The organism is Mesorhizobium sp. M0615, from assembly GCF_040320805.1.
Taxonomy (GTDB): domain Bacteria; phylum Pseudomonadota; class Alphaproteobacteria; order Rhizobiales; family Rhizobiaceae; genus Mesorhizobium.
The window spans coordinates 13,185-30,329 of the sequence record NZ_JAMYQI010000006.1 but is presented as its reverse complement, the minus strand read 5'-3'; the positions used below and the strand labels follow the sequence as shown (position 1 = coordinate 30,329).

The 17,145-nt window shown below is 62.6% G+C and carries 15 protein-coding genes; 4 read left to right on the top strand and 11 right to left on the bottom strand.

All coding sequences use genetic code 11. The features are described 5' to 3' along the window. Positions 1-14: 14 nt before the first annotated feature. Positions 15-260: an exopolysaccharide production repressor protein gene (locus tag NKI46_RS11690; protein WP_352746309.1), complete on the bottom strand. Its 246-nt coding sequence runs from the start codon at positions 258-260 to the stop codon at positions 15-17. Positions 261-894: 634 nt separating this feature from the next. On the opposite strand from NKI46_RS11690, the gene NKI46_RS11685 reads away from it, so the two are divergent. From NKI46_RS11685 to NKI46_RS11675, 3 genes are all read left to right on the top strand, one after another. After that, positions 895-1,572 (top strand): sugar transferase, encoded by a 678-nt coding sequence (locus NKI46_RS11685; protein WP_023668816.1) that lies wholly within the window; start codon positions 895-897, stop codon positions 1,570-1,572. Positions 1,573-1,790: 218 nt separating this feature from the next. After that, on the top strand, positions 1,791-3,014 hold the full coding sequence (locus NKI46_RS11680; RefSeq protein ID WP_032896262.1) for a polysaccharide biosynthesis/export family protein: 1,224 nt from the start codon (positions 1,791-1,793) through the stop codon (positions 3,012-3,014). A gap of 114 nt (positions 3,015-3,128) precedes the next feature. Further along, entirely contained in the window at positions 3,129-4,220 is a 1,092-nt protein-coding gene (locus tag NKI46_RS11675) for an acyltransferase family protein (RefSeq protein ID WP_352746306.1), read from the top strand. 10 nt (positions 4,221-4,230) lie between these two features. Here the strand turns inward: NKI46_RS11675 and NKI46_RS11670 are convergent, their stop codons facing one another. The 5 genes from NKI46_RS11670 to NKI46_RS11650 all read right to left on the bottom strand — a co-directional run bounded on the left by NKI46_RS11670 (position 4,231) and on the right by NKI46_RS11650 (position 11,590). Next, complete coding sequence (locus NKI46_RS11670; RefSeq protein ID WP_023689977.1) at positions 4,231-5,514, bottom strand: O-antigen ligase family protein; 1,284 nt, start codon at positions 5,512-5,514, stop codon at positions 4,231-4,233. A gap of 288 nt (positions 5,515-5,802) precedes the next feature. Then, positions 5,803-6,630: an SDR family NAD(P)-dependent oxidoreductase gene (locus NKI46_RS11665; protein WP_352746303.1), complete on the bottom strand. Its 828-nt coding sequence runs from the start codon at positions 6,628-6,630 to the stop codon at positions 5,803-5,805. Positions 6,631-6,731: 101 nt separating this feature from the next. After that, the gene (locus NKI46_RS11660) at positions 6,732-7,217 is read right to left on the bottom strand and encodes an acetone carboxylase subunit gamma (RefSeq protein WP_352746300.1); all 486 of its coding nucleotides are present in this window, start codon (positions 7,215-7,217) and stop codon (positions 6,732-6,734) included. After that, positions 7,214-9,418, bottom strand: a complete 2,205-nt coding sequence (locus tag NKI46_RS11655; RefSeq protein ID WP_352746297.1) for a hydantoinase B/oxoprolinase family protein — start codon at positions 9,416-9,418, stop codon at positions 7,214-7,216. The genes NKI46_RS11660 and NKI46_RS11655 overlap by 4 nt, the downstream gene beginning before the upstream one ends. Before the next feature lie 12 nt (positions 9,419-9,430). Then, on the bottom strand, positions 9,431-11,590 hold the full coding sequence (locus NKI46_RS11650) for a hydantoinase/oxoprolinase family protein (RefSeq protein WP_023694215.1): 2,160 nt from the start codon (positions 11,588-11,590) through the stop codon (positions 9,431-9,433). A 109-nt stretch (positions 11,591-11,699) separates the two neighbouring features. On the opposite strand from NKI46_RS11650, the gene NKI46_RS11645 reads away from it, so the two are divergent. Next, positions 11,700-12,479 (top strand): helix-turn-helix transcriptional regulator, encoded by a 780-nt coding sequence (locus tag NKI46_RS11645; protein WP_352746293.1) that lies wholly within the window; start codon positions 11,700-11,702, stop codon positions 12,477-12,479. Between the two features lie 19 nt (positions 12,480-12,498). Here NKI46_RS11645 and NKI46_RS11640 read toward each other — a convergent pair whose 3' ends face one another. The 5 genes from NKI46_RS11640 to NKI46_RS11620 all read right to left on the bottom strand — a co-directional run bounded on the left by NKI46_RS11640 (position 12,499) and on the right by NKI46_RS11620 (position 17,124). After that, a complete protein-coding gene (locus NKI46_RS11640; protein ID WP_023738080.1) occupies positions 12,499-13,080 on the bottom strand; it encodes a DUF1349 domain-containing protein in 582 nt (193 codons plus the stop codon). 15 nt (positions 13,081-13,095) lie between these two features. After that, positions 13,096-14,535, bottom strand: coding sequence for an aldehyde dehydrogenase family protein (locus NKI46_RS11635; protein ID WP_023738079.1), 1,440 nt, complete (start codon positions 14,533-14,535; stop codon positions 13,096-13,098). Between the two features lie 165 nt (positions 14,536-14,700). Further along, positions 14,701-15,186: a hypothetical protein gene (locus NKI46_RS11630; RefSeq protein ID WP_023694218.1), complete on the bottom strand. Its 486-nt coding sequence runs from the start codon at positions 15,184-15,186 to the stop codon at positions 14,701-14,703. Between the two features lie 100 nt (positions 15,187-15,286). Then, entirely contained in the window at positions 15,287-16,168 is an 882-nt protein-coding gene (locus NKI46_RS11625) for an ABC transporter permease (protein WP_023738078.1), read from the bottom strand. Further along, the gene (locus tag NKI46_RS11620; protein ID WP_352459281.1) at positions 16,165-17,124 is read right to left on the bottom strand and encodes an ABC transporter permease; all 960 of its coding nucleotides are present in this window, start codon (positions 17,122-17,124) and stop codon (positions 16,165-16,167) included. Before NKI46_RS11620 ends, NKI46_RS11625 begins: the two co-directional genes overlap by 4 nt. Positions 17,125-17,145: the final 21 nt, after the last annotated feature.

Genomic DNA, 17,145 nt, shown 5'->3' with positions numbered 1-17,145 from the left:
CGGCTTCAGACTGCTCAATGCACGCTGCGCCTCGCCGAGAGCTTCTCGCCTTCAACCGCCTTGTCGGCGCCGAGGCTTCTTTCGGCGTCGCGAGCCCTGTCGGCCGATGTCGGCGCGCTCCTGGCGATCATAACATACACCAGCAGGAAATAACCGACTTGGATGAGGACAGCGCAGCCGATGACGCGAAGCACCGCTGTGGTGACCGTCGCGCCGTCGACATAGGACCACGCGACCACGATCGCGAGGGCGAAAACCATTCCAATGACGAATTTTGGTAATGACATGTTCGGCGGCCCGTCAACCGGCCCGAGCATGCAAAAGCGATGACTTACCCACCCGAGTATCTCCCCATTCGCCATGCGAGCTTATTTAGCTGCTCTTTTTCGGCCGGTTGCTTCCGGCCTTCCCAACCCATCCAGACTCTATCAGGAATAATTTGCGACTCTATTAAGGCGCGAAACTGACGGCAAGGGCAACCTGCAATAATTTTCGGCTTGGCGGCGGCTTGGACTCCGCCATGCTGCGATGCACACGCAGGGGTGGTGACCTAACTCGTCATGCGCTTTATACTACAGTAGAATCTACAATGTTGATTAGTATTTTACTTGATTAATTTAGCAAAGCCAGTGATTCGAAAATCAGTTAAAGCCGTTCCCTCTACGGCAAAGGACGATTTGCCCAAAACCCGCCGAAAAAAGGCATTACATTTCCTAGGGTTGCTAATTATTCGCCACAAACCCGCCATAAAGGGCAAAATTTGGGCAAGGAGGGTTTATTATTTAGTCAATTCCTGACGTGACTATTTCAGCCATATGGGAAATTGTGTGTTGCGCTGCAGCATTTTTTTGGTATCGTGGCATAAACCATCCGTTCAACGTATGGAGCTTTTGCATGAGGGACGTTGCCAAGTCGGCCAATGCGGCATTTTCGCATGTCGGCGTAGATTTTCCGCCACCCATCGGCGGGCTGCTGAAGCGCAGTTTCGATATTTTCGGTTCACTTGTCGGCTTGGTGGCGCTTAGCCCGCTGTTCCTGATGGTGGCCCTTCTGGTCAAGCTTTCCGACGGCGGCTCGATCTTCTACGGCCACAAGCGCATCGGACGCGGTGGGCGGATTTTCCCCTGCCTCAAGTTCCGCACCATGGTCGAAGACGGCGAACGTGTGCTGGCCGCCTATCTCGCGGCCAATCCGGAAGCCAACGCCGAATGGATCGCGACCCGCAAGCTGAAGAACGATCCGCGCGTCACCCGCGTCGGCGCCGTTCTGCGCAAGCTCAGCCTCGACGAGCTGCCGCAGATCATCAACATCCTGCAGGGCGACATGAGCCTTGTCGGGCCTCGCCCGGTGGTGCGCGACGAGCTTGAGATCTACGGCAGCGCCGCGGTCTATTATTTGAAGTCGCGGCCGGGCCTGACCGGGCTCTGGCAGGTGAGCGGACGCAACGATGTCTCCTATGACAGTCGCGTCGCGTTCGACCGTCACTATGTCGAGAACTGGTCGCTGTTCGAAGACGTTCGCATCATCCTCAAGACCGTGCCTGCGGTGTGGATGTCGCGCGGTTCCTACTGACCGACCGCAACTGGTCAGCAATCGGGCCGGCACGGCCCGAAGCCAATCCGGTCCAAAGCTATTCGGCGATGGGCCGGTCTCGCATTGCAGCCATAGTATTCTGCCAGGTTCCGAAGGAGGCACTCGGCAGCAGGCCTATCGGGCGGATGGGGCCAAAACGGATCGGAAACGTTCAGTTGAAAACAGACATATCAGCGTATTTTCGCCTTGCCGGCCCGATGCGGCCGGCACGGCTCGTCGCCACGTGCCTCGCTCTGTCGCTCGCGGTTCCAGCCATGGCCGACGAGTACCGGCTCGGCTCGCAGGACAAGCTCAACATCCGCGTCGCCGAGTGGCAGACGGTGGAAGGCACGTTCCGTGACTGGTCGGCGGTAAACGGCGAATATTCGGTCGGTCCCGCCGGCAATTTGTCGGTGCCGTTCGTCGGCGAACTGCCGGCCGCCGGCAAGACCACGTCGGAGGTTGCGGCCGCGATCAGCGTCGCCCTGCAGCGCAAGCTTGCCTTGTCGGACAAGCCGGAAGCCTCGGTGGAAATGGTGCAGTTCCGGCCGTTCTACATCTCGGGCGAGATCCAGACGCCTGGCCAGTTTCCCTATGTGCCGGAGCTGACCGTGCTCAAGGCGATCAGCATCGCCGGCGGCATCCGGCGCAACGCCGATTTCGGCACCCAGCTCGGCAAGGACCTGATCACCGCCAAGGGCAATTTCGACATTTATGACGACCAGCGCGTGCGGTTGATCGTCAAGCGTGCCCGCATCGATGCCGATCTCGCCGGCAAGGAGAGTTTCGAGGCGCCCAAGGAAGTCGAGGGCGACCCGCGCCTGGCGACAATCGTCTCCGACGAAATGCAGATCCTGATCTCCGACCAGAAAGCGTTGAAGCTGAAGCTGCAGGCGCTTGACGATCTGAAAGGGGTCCTGCAGTCCGAAATCGAGGCGCTGCAGAAAAAGATCGTCAACCAGCAAAAGCAGGTCGACCTGGCGCAGCAGCAGGCGGACAGTATCGGTCCGCTGGCGCAAAAGGGCCTGGTCGCCAACGCACGCCTGCTTTCCTCGCAACAGTCGGTCACCGATCTGCAGGGCAAGATCCTGGACTATGAGACGGCGATCCTCACCGCCAAGCAGTCGGTCAGCAAGGCGACGCAGGATGCCATCGATGCCCAGAACACGTTGAACTCGAGACTTGCCGCCGACCGGCAGCAGGTCGAAGCAGACCTCAACGAAGCCGCACTCAGGGTCAACATGCAACAGGGCCTGATGGCCCAGGCATCGGACCCGGCCACGACCGCCGCCATCACAAACAACAATGAAGAGCCGGCGCTCATCTATTCGCTGGTGCGCGTGACCGACGGCAAGACCAGCGAGATAGACGCCAAGGAAGATACACCGGTGCTGCCGGGCGACGTCATCAAGGTGAAGCTGGCGCCGACGGCCAGCCAGTAAGTTCCTGTCTCGCTCAGCTAGACCGGAACGACGAAGGGGCGGGATGAACAAGTTCGGCTCGTTCGCGCCAGGGTGCGGGCGGGAACTTCCGTTTTTCGACCGCTTGAGGCAAAAATGCAGCCCGCTGCCCCGCGCCACGTCTATCTCAATCTCGATGCCATCCGCGGCGTCGCGGCGATCAGCGTCATGCTCTACCACTTCTCGCCGTTCCTGGCCGCCGGCAAGGTGCTGCCGTCGAGCTATCTGGCGGTCGACCTGTTCTTCCTGCTCAGCGGCTTCGTTATCGCGCATGCCTATGCCCGCAAGATCGAAAACGGCATGGGCTTCGGCACGTTCGTGGCGATCCGCCTGATACGCCTCTACCCGCTCTACCTCGCCGGCACACTGCTCGGTTTCTTCTATCTCATCATCAAGAACCGGCTGATTCCGGCGGAATACATGCCGATCTCCGAGATCGGCATCATGCTGACGACGGGCATGTTCTTCATCCCGCTGGTCAGCGATGCCTATCACACGATCTTTCCGCTCAACCCCGCGTCGTGGTCGCTGTTCTTCGAGCTGATCGTCAACATAGCCTATGTCGCCGTCTTCTTCCTGCTGACGAAACGCGTGCTGAGCACGCTCATTGCCGTCAGTCTGGTGTTGCTGGTGGTCGTCTCTATCATTGCCGGCACCCTCGACTTCGGCATGACCGGATCGACCATCATCAGCGGCCTGCCGCGCGTCTGTTTCTCGTTCTTCCTGGGCGTGCTGCTTTGCCGGTCCATGACACGCTATCAAAGCGGGCTCGGCTTTCTGCGGCGCGGCTGGTGGATAGAGGCCGCGATCGCACTGACGCTCGTCGTCTTTGCCATCGCGCCGGCCGGCGGCGCGCGCGTCGCCTACGATCTCGCCTGCGTCGTCTTTGTTTTCCCGGCGCTGGTGGTGGTCGGCACTATTGCGCCGACGGCGCCGCGCCTGTCAGGCCTCTATGGCTGGCTGGGGCGGATTTCCTACCCAATCTACATCATCCACACGCCGCTGCTGATGATCATCGCCGGGGCGGGCAAGGCCGCAGCGATCGACCCGTTCGCGCATCATCCCTGGTTCGGCATCGTCATGGCGGTTTCCGTCATCGTCATCGCCGACATCGCCACGCGCCTCTATGACGAGCCGTTGCGCCGCTTCCTGCAGCGGCTGATGCTGCGCAAGCGCGCCGTCGCCTGAGATAAGCAAGTCAGACGCGCGCCGGCATGCGGCCGTTGGCGGTGTTCTCGTCCGGCACCGGAACATAGGCCCGCCTTGCCCTGGCGAGCGGCACCGGGCGCAGCTTGAACAGGCCGTAATAGACGATGAACGAGGCCATGAAATAGGGGCCGAGGATCTCGACCTCGAAGAAGGAGCGGATCAGCATCATGCCGACCGCGCCGGCGAGCACCACCGAATCGGCGCTCCAGTCACCGAACACCACCTTCGAAACATGGCCCCAGAAGGAGCGCAGGATGATCAGCGCCAGCATCGTCACGCCGATGAAGCCGAGCTCGACCAGCGTCTCGATATAGGTGTTGTGGAAATGGAAGCCGGTGCGGGTGGAGATGTAGAACTCGGCCCAGAGCCGTTCCGGATCGGCAAAACCCTGGATCCAGTAGGCGGCATAGCCATAACCGAGCACCGGACGCTGCTGCGCGGCGGCCCAGCCCTGTTCCCAGAGATAGGTGCGGCCGGTCAGCGTCGAATCCTTGCCGAAGATGCCGAGCACGACATCGAGCAGGCCAAGGTTCAGCGCAGCCATCACACCGCCGACCAGCGCCGTAGCGCCGACGACGAACAGCACGCGGCGGTAGCGGCGTGACAGAACCTTGCTCATGGCAAGCAAGGCAACGACACCGATCACCGCCGGAAGCGAAGCGACTGACGTCGCCGAGTGGGCGATCGCCAGCATATAGACCGACAGCAGGATGATCGGCGCGGTCCAGACGAAGCTCATCCAGTTGCGCCGGTAGAAGGCCAGAAAAGCGAAGCAGAAGAAGATGCCGAGCGAGGCGAAGAAGCCGATCTGGTTCTTGGAGCCGAAGGCGCCGACGAAATTGGTGGTGCCGTCGATAGTGTCGAGCGCATAGGCGCCAACCTTCAGCGAATACAGCAGCACGATGAAGATGCCGATCAGCGAGCCCAGCACCAGCGTGCGCGTGCTGATGGTGCGCGCCGCGATGTAGGCGCACAGCATGTGGGAGAAATATTGCAGCCCCGCCCGCGCGCTGGTGCCGGCCGCTTGCGACCAGAACAGCGACAGGCAGACATAGGCCGCAAACAGCAGCGGCAGCCAGGCGCTGGAGAGATCGCGGGCGAAACGCCGGTAATCGACGAACAGCAGCGGCAGCCATACCAGATAGTAGGCGAGGATCAGGATCTGGCCGAAATTGGTGGAGTAGGCGAAGGCAAACACCGACACCGCAACGGCGAAGGCGGCATAGGCCTTGTTGTTGTCCGGATCGATCAGAATGGATTTCGGGATCTTCATATCCGTACCGGATTTCTCATGCTAACGCCTTTCGGCTGGGCTTAAGCGCCCATGGTCGGCTTTTCTGCGTCAGGTCCGCCCTTACATGCGAGATCGCCGGAACCTGCCCTTGCCGGACCCGATCAGCGGGCATCCATTGTGCAGTGCACAATATAACCTCTATCGCCTGTCACTCAATGGTAAATTTGCCGCGAGGGGTAAAGTTGCCGCGGGCAGGGCCAAAACGGCCATGCAACCGACAAATGGCGTTAATACGGCTCGCTCGTTTGAAAATTCAAGCGGTGACAGCTACCACAGCGCTCCGCCGGTGACCTGAATGTTTTCCATGGTGATGCCCTTGGCCAGATCCGAGCACAGGAACACGGCTAGAGCCGCGATTTCCTGCGGCTGCAGCATGCGCTGCTGGGGATTACCCTTGGCGATCTCGGCCATCGCTTCCTCGGCGGTTCTGCCCTTGCCCTCACGCTCGACGACCTGCGCCACGTTGCGGCGCATCAGTTCGGTCTCGACCCAGGTCGGGCTGATCATGACGCAGGTGACACCGTGCGCGGCGCCTTCCAGCGCTACACAGCGGGTAAGGCCGAGCAGCCCGGCCTTCGAGGCGCAGTAGGCCGGGTTGTTCTTCCAGCCGACGGAAGCCGCCGTCGAGCCGATGTTGACGATACGGCCCCAGCCGCGCTCGATCATGCCGGGCAGCACAGCTCGGGTGACGCGGAACACTCCGCTGAGATTGGTGTCGACGATCTTGTCCCACAGCGCGTCGGAATGGCCGCAGACCGGCTGTTCGGCGGTGGTGCCCGCGGCATTGACCAGTATGTCGGCCGGGCCGATGGCGGCTTGCACGTCGGCTGCAAACCGGTTGGTCACCTCGCTGTCGCGGACATCGAGATGGGCGGCACAAACCCTGGTGCCGTGTGCCGACAGGGCCAACCGCACGCCCTCGAGTTCATCGGCGCCGGGATAGTAGGCGGCGTCGGATCTGTCGGCGCCGGCGGGCGCGATGTAGGAGCCGACGGCGACATTGGCGCCGGCTTGCGCCAGGGCCGTAGCAATGGCGAAACCCATGCCGGAAAACCCGCCGGTGACGATGGCGCTGCGGCCGGAAAGGTCTGTCATGGTGGGCAGTCTCCGATGCGACGTACGATGCGTTTATTCATAGTCCGTCGCCGGCTAGGAGCGCTACCTTGCCGGCAACGCGGCCGTAACATCGAGTTTCGCTAAAGCGGTTTGCCCAGCCACTCGCGGTAGAAGCCTTCGAGATCTGGCTCGAAATCATGGACGATCGGGTAGCCCGGCGCCGCCGCTTCCACTTCGTGCATGGTGCCGCATTGTGGACAGATGAATTCGCGAATTTCCATCCATTGCGGATCGGGAATATCGCTGTTGGGATAGATCTCGCGCAGCGCTTCCTCGGTGTTTCGCACGTTGATCGCGGCCTTGAGCTTCCAGTTCTTGCGGTAGTCGCCGAAGGAGTGGCCGCATTCGCAGCGGGTGATCCGTTGATCGCCGCTTTGGCAGATGAAGAGGTGATCCGAGACCGGCAGCAGGATCGGGTCCTTCCATGCGACTCGGTCCTGATAGACGGCGAGCATCTTGAAGAAGCGGTCGTCGTCCTTGTAGGCGCTCATGATGCGCCTTGTCTGCGGCCAGGGCAGCTTGCCGGCTGAGAGATCGCCGAGGACTTCCTTGCTGTATGAGGTCATGGCTTTGCTCCCGGCATGAAGATCGATCTGGCGTCGATGGTCCAGAAATCGCTGAAATCCCTGGTGAAGCGCGACGATAGCTTGATCGCGCTGGCATACATTTTCTTCACCTCGGGCGCGAAGTCGGCCTTCTCGACACGGCCGCGTTCGGCAGCGATCCAGTCCGAAACCGGGATCGCCTTGGCCAGACGCTCTCTGCGCATGGCGGCACGACGTTCGACGGTGGCGTCGATATCGGCAACCGGATAACCCTCGGCGTCGTCCTTCAGCACGATGCCGAAAATCTGGATCGCCGCCTGGCGGGTGAGAAAACCGTTCTCGACATCCCAGGCGGTCTTGACCGGATCGCGCTCCAGCACGTCGCCGTAACCGCCGCCACCATTGTAGGAATGGCTGAAGATGTCCCCCGACTTGTGCGGCGAGGTGATGTAGGGGCCTTCGACCACGGCATGGTCGCCGCCGATGTTCTTCTCGTAGTCGGAGACATGCGGATCGATACCTGGGGCATGCGCGAGCGGTTCGCCTTTTGCCGCCAGTTCATGGATGTTGGAATTGCGTACCGCGCGATGCTTCTGGCAGGTCGGCGCGGGATAGCCGCCACACATGCCGCCATTGTCGAATACCCGCGAGGAGTGTTCCGAGGTGTGCAGTCGCAGGTGCGAGGTCTTGTTGATCAGCCAGGTCGAGACGAAGGAACAGCCGCCGCGATATTTGCCGGCGCCGCCCGAATTGGGCATGATCGAGCGGCCGATATAGACCATCGGCATCGACTGTTCCCAGACCTCGATGTTGCCCATGTCGGATTCCGGATTCCAGCCGACATAGGCGGTGTCGAGGCCATCGGCGATGGCGAGCGCGCCGGAGCCGGCGGCGGCGCATTCGAAATGCGCCATGCCGAACGGCGTGCCGTACTGGCTTTCGCCGCCCATCTCGATCATCGGGCTGTTGACCTGGCCGACGAAGGCTTCCTCGACGAAGCCGCGCGCGACGAAGCCGCGCGACAAAAGGCGCTGGAACACGCCATAGGCCGGCAGCAGCAGCGCCCAGGATGTGGCGGTCGCCACCATCTCATTGTCGGGGTTGGTCCAGGTGCCGTGCGGCAGCTTCAGCTCGGTCGCCATCCAGGCGCCGTCATTGACCAGGCCCTCGAAATTCATGTGCTGGGTCAAGGTGACGAACATGCCGCCATCCATGCCGGCCGGCGTGCAGTTCATCGAATGGTAGCCCCAGGGCTGCGTGCCCTCGAAGTCCATGGTGATCTTGCCGTCGGTGGTGATCTCCATCTCGATCGGGATGTTGTAGAGCCAGTCGGGATCGCCAAGCAGCTGGAAGCCGGGCTTGCCCGCCGTGACATGGCCATAGAAGGTGTGGCCACGATAAATGCCGGGCACGGTGAGCTGGCGGGTGCGGGCGAGCTGGGCGCGACGGCCCTCCTCGATGAACTCCTTCGACACCTTCATCCAGTAGTCGAGGCCGATCTCGGAGATCAGCTGCTTGACGCTTTCGCGCATGTCGATGCAGGAGGCGACCTTGGCCTTCTCGTCGAGCACCCAGTAGATCGGCATGCGTAGATTGCGCTCGCAGCGGATGACGTAGTCGCGGCGGATCTCGTCATTCTCGCCGATCTTCTCGGCGCAGACGAACAGGCCTTCGGTGAAGCGCTCCTGCGCCAGGCAGACGTCGCCGCCGGGCGTGATGCCGCCGGCTTCGAGCTCGTGGCAGACCGCACCGGCCCAGCCGACCAGCGTGCCTTCATGGAAGATCGGCACCACGTCCATGACGTCGGGCACCTGCACGGTGCCGATGAAGGCATCGTTGTTGGCAAAGATGTCGCCTTCGCGGATCTTCGGGTTTTCCTCGTAATTGTTCTTGATCATCCATTTGATGAAGCGGCTCATCGTGTGGACGTGAACCATGATGCCGTTGGACAGCGCGATCGCATCGCCCTCGGGCGTATAGATCGCCACCACCATTTCGCCGACTTCGCGCACGCCGGGCGAGGCCGAGATGCGGCGGGCCATTTCGCGGGCCGAGACGCAATAGGCGCGCAGCTTGGTGTGCAGCGTCTCGAATTTCAGCGGGTCCTGGTTGCGTAGCGTGAGCTCGGTGATGCCGTCATAGCAGCCGGTCTCTTCCATCAGCCGTTCTGAATCGAGCAGCCGTTCGCGAAGGCGCAGGGCCGAGGCAGGTCTGTCCAACATGGCGGTGCCCTTTCAAGAATGGGTGTAATGCAGCAGCGTCCACTCATCGACGTGGACACGGTCCTGCGGATGAACAACGAGCGTGGTGGCGGGATGTTCGATGATGGCCGGACCGATCACCTCATGGCCGGGCTGCAGTAGGTCCATCTCGTAGAGATTGGCCTTGTGCCAGCGTCCCCCGATATAGGCCTCGCGCACGCCCTTGTGCGCTGCTGCCGGGGCCGACTTGCCGAGCGGGCGCTTCAAGAGCACCGGCTTGACCTTGTCGGCGGTGGCGATCAATCCGAGCTCGGTGATGGTGAAGCCGGCTTCGCCATAGCGCGAAACGCGATGGTTGACCTTGGCGTAGACCGCCTCGAACTCGTCGATGACCCTACGCATGTCGTCAGCCGAATTGACCTCGGCAAGCGGTGCCATGACCTCGACATCCTCGAGCTGGCCGGTGTAGCGCATCATCAGGAACGGTACGGTCTTGATCTTGTCTCTGATATGGCCGTCGCTGATCATCTCGTCGACCGCCGCCTTGGTGAGATCATTCCAGACGTCGGTGACCTTCTTGCCGAAAGCGAGCAGCTCGTCATCGCTTGCGCGGGCGCCGATGTCGTGCTGCGTCGAGACCGAATGCCGACGCATGAAATCGGCGGTGGTGCAGCCGAAGGCCGAGAAGGCGGCGGCAAACTGGAAGGTGATGATGTCCTTGAAGCCGATGCCCCTGGAGCAGCCGGCCAGATGCAGCGGACCCGAGCCGCCATAGGACAGCAGCGTGAATTCCGAGGGATGGATGCCCTGGCCGGAGATGACCCGGCGCAGCGCGTTGTTGGCATCGGCTTCCAGCATGTCGATCACGCCTTCGGCAGCCTCCTCGACACCGACGCCAAGGATGCTGGAGCATTTTTCCTCAAACGCTTTGCGCGCCTTCTCGACCTGCAAGACGACCTTGCCGCCGAGGAAATAATACGGGTTGAGGCGGCCTAGTATGGCGTCGCAATCGGCGATGGTGGGTTCAGTGCCGCCCTTGGCGAAGCAGATGGGGCCGGGGTCGGAACCGGCGCTTTCCGGCCCGAGCGAGACTTTCTTGGTCAGCGGGTCGACCTTGAGGATCATGCCGGCGCCGGCGCCGATCGTGTCGAGATGCAGCGTCGGCACGTTGAGCTTGAAACGGTCCATCAGCGGCTCGTTCTCGATCCGCGTCTGGCCGCGCGAAATGACGCCCATGTCGAAGGAGGTGCCGCCCATGTCCGAGCAGATCAGGGAGTCGTTGCCGATGAGCTTGCCGACATAGGCCGCGCCGAGAATACCGCCGATCGGGCCGGAAATCATGGTTTCGTGCAGGCGCGGATGGTTGATTGAGGTCAGGCCGCCAAAGGACAGCAGCGTCTGCACGCCGTATTTGAAGCCGTATTTTTTCGAAACGTCCTCGATACCCCTAAGCTGCTTGCGGCCGCGCGACGTCGCGTAGGCTTCGATCAGCACCGAGTTCAGCCGCGACTGTTCGCGGATGACCGGGCGGACCTCGTGGCTGGTGTAGATGAGGATGTCGGCGCCGGCTTTCAGCACCTCCTCGCGGCATATCTCGGCGATGCGCTTTTCGTGCACCGGATTGACGTGCGAGAAGATCGTCATGATGCAGATCGCCTCGACCTTGTCGGCGATCAGCTTCCTGGCTGCAGTCGCGACCTCATGCTCGTAGAGCGGCAGCACGATGTCGCCGAACTGGTCGATGCGCTCGGTGACGCCATGGGTGCGACGGCGCGGCACCAGCGGATCGGGATGATGGTGGGTCACCGCATGCAGCCGGTCGGCATAGGAATAGTCGGCCCAGGCCTGCAGGCCCCGACCCATCAGGATCATGTCTTCCAGACCCTTGGTGGTGATCAGGCCAAGCCGGCGCCCGGTGCGCGACAACAGCGTGTTGAGCATGCCGGTGCCGGAATAGAGCACGACGTTGACGCCGGAGAACAGCTGCTCCAGCGAGATGCCCCAGGCGTCGGCCGCGTCTTCGGCCGATGCGAGGAAGCCTTCGGCCTCGTTCTTGGGCGTGGTTGCCGACTTGCCGATCTTGAAGTGGCCGTCCTGGTCGACAAGGATCGTGTCGGTCATGGTGCCGCCGGCGTCGATGCCGATGACGATTGGATTGCCGACGATGGGGCTGGTGAGGTTGGGTTGTGTCACGGTCGCCTCGGGATTGCTCTAGGATGCTCAAGCTAGATTCCTTGGGCGGCCTTGCGCCATGTGCCAAAAGACACAATGACCGCCGGACCGGGATCGCTGAGAAAAGGGCATGCGCATGGGCAATATCTGGGGGCCGCTCGCCAGGGCGATTGCCGCCACCGGTACGGACAGGCATGTCGACTGCCTGATCGACCTGATCGGCGCCGACATCGAGCACGATCTCGTCACCGTGACCCGATATTCGGCGACGAAGACGCCGGAATTCATCAAGCACCGGCGCTTCTCCGACGAGATGGTCCGGCGCTATCTCGACAATTACTACGTCTTCGACCCGTTCTATGCCTCGTGGCGGCGTGAACGCCGGCTGGGCATCCTGCCGCTGAAGCGGCTTGCCGACGACGAGGCCAAGCGCGGCCAGTACATAGCGGGCTTCCTGGCGCAGTCGGAAATCTGCGACGAGGTCGGCATCATGCTGGCCGATGGCGGCGACTGGTGCCTCGGCATCTTCCTCGACCGCTCGACCTCCACCTTCAAGGAGAGCGAGATCGCCCTGCTGGACGAGCGGCTGCCGGTGTTCGAGGCCTTGCATGCGCTCGACATCAAGGCGCGCGGCACCGAGTTCTCCCGCACATCGGCGCCGACCGGCCCCGGCGCCTCGCCCCGGCAAGAGCCGACCATTCCTGCGAGCCTGTGGCCGGAACTGTCGCTGCGCGAGCGGGAATTGGTTCAGTTGATCCTGGCGGGACATCCGACCGCCAACATCGCGGAACGGCTCGGCATCGCCGTCGGCACGGTGAAGAACCACCGCCGCCGCATCTACGAGAAGCTCGACATAACCACCGAACGGGAGCTGTTTTTGCAGTTCTTCCAGCATCGGGCAGACGGTTAGTCCGCCATCGATATGGCCGTCAGTCGTGCAATTGCCTGGAAATCGGCGGGCCGACAGTAAAGCCGGAGAATGTTACCTCAAACCCTTCGCGCTGCGGCGAGCAGCACATCATGCCGACATCGACGGATTTGGAGATCGGGAAATAAGCCAGCCGCACCGGCTTCCACTTGCCATCGGTGGTATCAAGATATTGGATGCGGATCGCCTCGGCATGGCGGGTCAGCCGGATGCGCACGCCGTCGGGGCCGGTGGGAATGCTGAGCAGCGACCAGTCCGAGGTGTCGTTGGTGACCACCACCGAAAAGTAAGCCAGCCCGTCGGTGTATTCGATGCCGGCCTTGATCCAGTGCGTTTCACTCAGCCGCAGCATCAGCCCGGCCTGGTCGTAGAGCACCTTGTAGTCGCCCTTGACCGTGACTTCGGCGCTGAAGTCACCCTCGACCGGCCGATACAGGAAATGGCCATTGTCACGCCAGAAACCGTAGAAGGTTTCGCGCCAGAAGTCGGTTTCCCCGGCGGTGCGCACATGCACGATGCCATCGCCGAAGGCATGGTGCGGCGGCGGGTTGAGCCAGGTCAGGTCCTCTTTCGCCGCTGCCATCGGGTCACCCGTCGATCAGCCGGCGAATGTATAGGCTGTCTTCACCGTGGTGTAGAACTCCGCGGCATAGCGGCCCTGCTCGCGCGGGCCGTAGCTCGATCCCTTTCGGCCACCGAACGGGACGTGGAAATCGACGCCGGCGGTCGGCAGATTGACCATCACCATGCCGGCCTCGGAATTGCGCCGGAAATGCGTGGCATGCTTGAGGCTAGAGGTGCATATCCCGGAGGTCAGGCCGAAGGGCGTGTCGTTGGCAACCGCAAGCGCCTCGTCATAGTCCTTGACGCGAATGACGTTGGCTACCGGGCCGAAGATTTCTTCCCGCGAAATGCGCATGGCGTTGGTGCTCTCGGTGAACAGCGCCGGCCGGAGGTAGAAGCCGGGCGTTTCGCGATCCAGCCGCTCGCCGCCGAAGGCGAGGTTGGCGCCTTCCTGGCTGCCGATGGCGATATAGTCCTCGTCCTGCTTCAGCTGGCTCGCATCGACGACGGGCCCGATCTGGGTCTTGGCATCAAGCGCATCGCCGATGACGAGTTTTTCCAGGCGCTCCTTGAGCACGGCAACGAAGCGGTCATGAATGCCTTCGGTCACCACCAGGCGCGACGAGGCCGTGCAGCGCTGGCCAGTCGAGAAATAGGCGCCGTTGATGGCGCACTCGACCGCCGTGGCGAGGTCGGCGTCGTCGAGCACGACCATCGGATTCTTGCCGCCCATTTCGAGCTGGAACTTGCGCATGTGCTCGACGCTTGCCGCGGCCACGCGTCTGCCGGTGCCGACCGAGCCGGTGAAGGTGATGGCGTTGAGGTCGGGGCTGTCGAGCATGGCCTGGCCGACCACCGAGCCCTTGCCCATGACCAAATTGAGCACGCCTTTCGGCAGGCCGGCGCGGTGCAAGATGTCGACGATGGTCCAGGCGCTTTCGGGAACGAGTTCGGCTGGCTTGAAGACGATGGTGTTGCCGTGGGCGAGCGCCGGCGCGATCTTCCAGGTGGGAATGGCGATCGGGAAATTCCACGGCGTAATGATGCCGACGACGCCAACGGCCTCGCGGGTGATCTCGACGCCGACGCCCGGGCGCACGCTGGGCACCAATTCACCCGACAGGCGCAGCGTCTCGCCGGCGAAGAAGTCGAAGATCTGGGCGGCGCGGATGGTCTCGCCAATGCCCTCGGCCAGCGTCTTGCCCTCTTCGCGCGACAGCGCGCGGCCGATCTCGTCCTTGCGCGCCATGATCTCGTCCGACGCCTTTTTCAGCACGGCGTGGCGCACCAGCGGCGCCGAACGCGACCAGGCCGGGAAGGCGGCTTTGGCCGCCGCTATGGCCTGCTTTGCCTGTTCGGCGCCGGCCGAGGCATATTCGCCAACGACATCGCCCGTGTTCGAGGGATTGATGTTGCGCGAGCCGGCCTCGCCCACCCACTCGCCATCGATCAGATTTTTACGAAACAGGCTCATGTCGCGGTTTCCTTGTATTGGTTCGCTGGGGGTGCCGTATGCCTGAATTATTTATCAGACAAATGACGACACTGTGAGGGCTGAAATCTAGCTGCGGACTGGATAGCCGATGGCGCGCGGCTATGAAAGCCGCGACCTCAAGATGGACAATATGAAGCGGTCCTGTCAGGTCGGAAAAGTCCAGAACAGGCAAGCCAGCGTCGCCGCGGCGAAGATGACGAAGAACAAGCTCCTGAGCAGGATGTTGCGGCGCAGCTCGTTCATGGTGAAATGGCTGCCAACGATGGCCGCGGCGAACAGGAAACGCCAGTTCAGGAGCGCCCACAGCACGCTGCTCTGGCCGAAAGCCCAGCGGGCGACGAGACAGCCGACAATTGTGGCGAACAGGGCAATCACAGCCCAGAACAGCGCATCCGCAGCATGGGTCAAGACGATGCCGGCGGCGCGGATCGGCAGGATCATCATCAGCATGGCGCCGAAAAAATAGACGGCGGCGAGTGGCAGGAACGACCCGGCATCGGCGATGCCGTCCAGCCGCCTCACCCCGATCGCGCCATAGGGATAGCCGTGCCTGGCGACCGCCAGGCTGAGCGCCATGAGCAATGCGGTGAGCACCGCGACCAATGCGAATGTAATGAGGGCCTTGCTCATGCCGTTCCTTGCTTTGAGGCCCTGTCAGAGCCGAATCACGAGGAACGATTTTAGCGCACGGTCCGCGATTGCGCGTCAGCTTTGCTGAGCGTTGCGCTCTTCACCGATCGCTGTTTTCGAAGGCGCCCATGCCTTGCGCGATCAGATTGGTTGCCATGACAAGCGAAACGATGGCCGCCGAGTTGAAGATCACCACCCACCATTTGCCGCCGGTCAGGAAGCCGTAGCCGTCGGCGACCGCCAGTCCCCAATCGGCTGAGGGAGGCTGGATGCCGAGGCCGAGGAAGCTCAGCGTGGCGATCGAAAAGAAGGCGTAGCCAAGCCTTGTGACCAGCTCGATGAGGATGGTTTCCCTGACATTGGGCAGGATCTCGAGGAACATGATGGCAAGAGCGCTCTCGCCGCCGAGGCGGGCGGCGCTGACATAGTCGCGGTCGCGCTGTTCGCGCACGGCGGCACGCACCGTCCGTGCCACCAGCGGGGCATAGGCGATGCCGATCACCAGGATGACGGTGAGGTTGGACGGCCCGAGCGCGACAAGCGTCATGGTGACGAGAACGATGAAGGGAAAGGCCATCAGCGTGTCGAGCAGCCTGGCACCGATGGCGTCGACCAGCCCGTCGAAATAGCCGAGCACGAGCCCAAGCACGCTGCCGGCGGCAACGCCGAGCAGGGTTGCCGCCGGCGCGACCAGCAGGATGTCGCGCGAGCCGACGACGATGCGCGACAGCACGTCGCGGCCGAGCTGGTCGGTGCCGAACCAGTGCGCGGCGTCGGGCGGTGCCAGCATGACCAGGAAATCCTCGGCATAGGGGTCGTAAGGCACAAACAGGCTGCCGAACACGGCGCAGCCGACCCAGAACAACAGCAGCAACGACCCGACGATGACCGAGGGCGGCAGCTGCGAAACAGTCTCGCGGATGCGACTTGCTGCCCGCCAGCCCAGCGTACGGCGCTCCGGCAATTCCATCAGTTCCATCATGGCGAGACACGGCGGCGCTGCCGCGGATCGAGCAAGGCATTCACGAGATCGCCTGCCGCGGCCGACAGCACGAAGATTGTCGCCATGACCAGCACGCCGGCTTCGAGCATCGGGAAGTCACGCGACTTGGCGGCGTTGAGCACCAGATTGCCGAGACCCTGTATGCCGAACAGCGCTTCGATGACCACCAGCCCGCCAAGCATGTAACCGGTCTGCGTCGCGAGCACGGCGATGGTCGGCGTCAGCGCATTGCGCAGCACGTGCCGGATGAGGATTTCGCGATGCTCGAGGCCTTTCAGGACGGCGGTGCGCGTATAGTCGGCGGCCAGCGCCTCGATCACGCCGGCCCGCGTCATGCGGGTGATGTAGCCGGCAAGGTTCAGCACCAGCGGCAGCGCCGGCAGGATCAGATAATAGCCACTGACCCACAGCCCGGCGCCATCGGGAGCAGCGCCGGTGATCGGGAACCAGTTCAGCCACAGGCCGAAGACGATGAGCAACAGCAGGCCGGAGACGAAGTCCGGGACGATGCCGAAGGACACGCCGGCGAGTACGATCAGGCGGTCGATAAAGCGGCCCTGGTTGAGACCGGCGACGATGCCGGCGCCGATGCCCAGCGGCAGCAGAAAGACGAGGATAATTCCGGCAAGGGCCGCCGAGCGCTTGAGGCTTTCCAGAACGAAGGGCGCCACCGGCAGACGCAGCGACAGGGAGGTGCCGAAATCGCCTGACAGCACGCTGCTGAACCAGTGCCAGTATTGCACGAGCACCGGCTGGTCGGCGCCGAGCTGCCTGTTCAGCGCCGCGACGGCCTCGGCATCGGCGAACGGCCCGAGCATGAGGCGACCGACATCGCCGGGCAGAACCTGCCCGGCGAAGAATACCAGCATGCTGACCAGCCACAGCGTGAGCAGAAGCGAGGCTGCCCGCGCCGACACAGTGCGGCCGGTCAGCATCGGATTTTAGTGCCCGGAGTG

Bases quoted from the DNA above. Each gene is read 5' to 3' on its own strand.
- NKI46_RS11690 (WP_352746309.1), bottom strand. From the start codon at position 260: ATGGTTTTCGCCCTCGCGATCGTGGTCGCGTGGTCCTATGTCGACGGC.
- NKI46_RS11685 (WP_023668816.1), top strand. From the start codon at position 895: ATGAGGGACGTTGCCAAGTCGGCCAATGCGGCATTTTCGCATGTCGGC.
- NKI46_RS11680 (WP_032896262.1), top strand. From the start codon at position 1,791: ATGCGGCCGGCACGGCTCGTCGCCACGTGCCTCGCTCTGTCGCTCGCG.
- NKI46_RS11675 (WP_352746306.1), top strand. From the start codon at position 3,129: ATGCAGCCCGCTGCCCCGCGCCACGTCTATCTCAATCTCGATGCCATC.
- NKI46_RS11670 (WP_023689977.1), bottom strand. From the start codon at position 5,514: ATGAAGATCCCGAAATCCATTCTGATCGATCCGGACAACAACAAGGCC.
- NKI46_RS11665 (WP_352746303.1), bottom strand. From the start codon at position 6,630: ATGACAGACCTTTCCGGCCGCAGCGCCATCGTCACCGGCGGGTTTTCC.
- NKI46_RS11660 (WP_352746300.1), bottom strand. From the start codon at position 7,217: ATGACCTCATACAGCAAGGAAGTCCTCGGCGATCTCTCAGCCGGCAAG.
- NKI46_RS11655 (WP_352746297.1), bottom strand. From the start codon at position 9,418: ATGTTGGACAGACCTGCCTCGGCCCTGCGCCTTCGCGAACGGCTGCTC.
- NKI46_RS11645 (WP_352746293.1), top strand. From the start codon at position 11,700: ATGCGCATGGGCAATATCTGGGGGCCGCTCGCCAGGGCGATTGCCGCC.
- NKI46_RS11640 (WP_023738080.1), bottom strand. From the start codon at position 13,080: ATGGCAGCGGCGAAAGAGGACCTGACCTGGCTCAACCCGCCGCCGCAC.
- NKI46_RS11635 (WP_023738079.1), bottom strand. From the start codon at position 14,535: ATGAGCCTGTTTCGTAAAAATCTGATCGATGGCGAGTGGGTGGGCGAG.
- NKI46_RS11630 (WP_023694218.1), bottom strand. From the start codon at position 15,186: ATGAGCAAGGCCCTCATTACATTCGCATTGGTCGCGGTGCTCACCGCA.
- NKI46_RS11625 (WP_023738078.1), bottom strand. From the start codon at position 16,168: ATGATGGAACTGATGGAATTGCCGGAGCGCCGTACGCTGGGCTGGCGG.
- NKI46_RS11620 (WP_352459281.1), bottom strand. From the start codon at position 17,124: ATGCTGACCGGCCGCACTGTGTCGGCGCGGGCAGCCTCGCTTCTGCTC.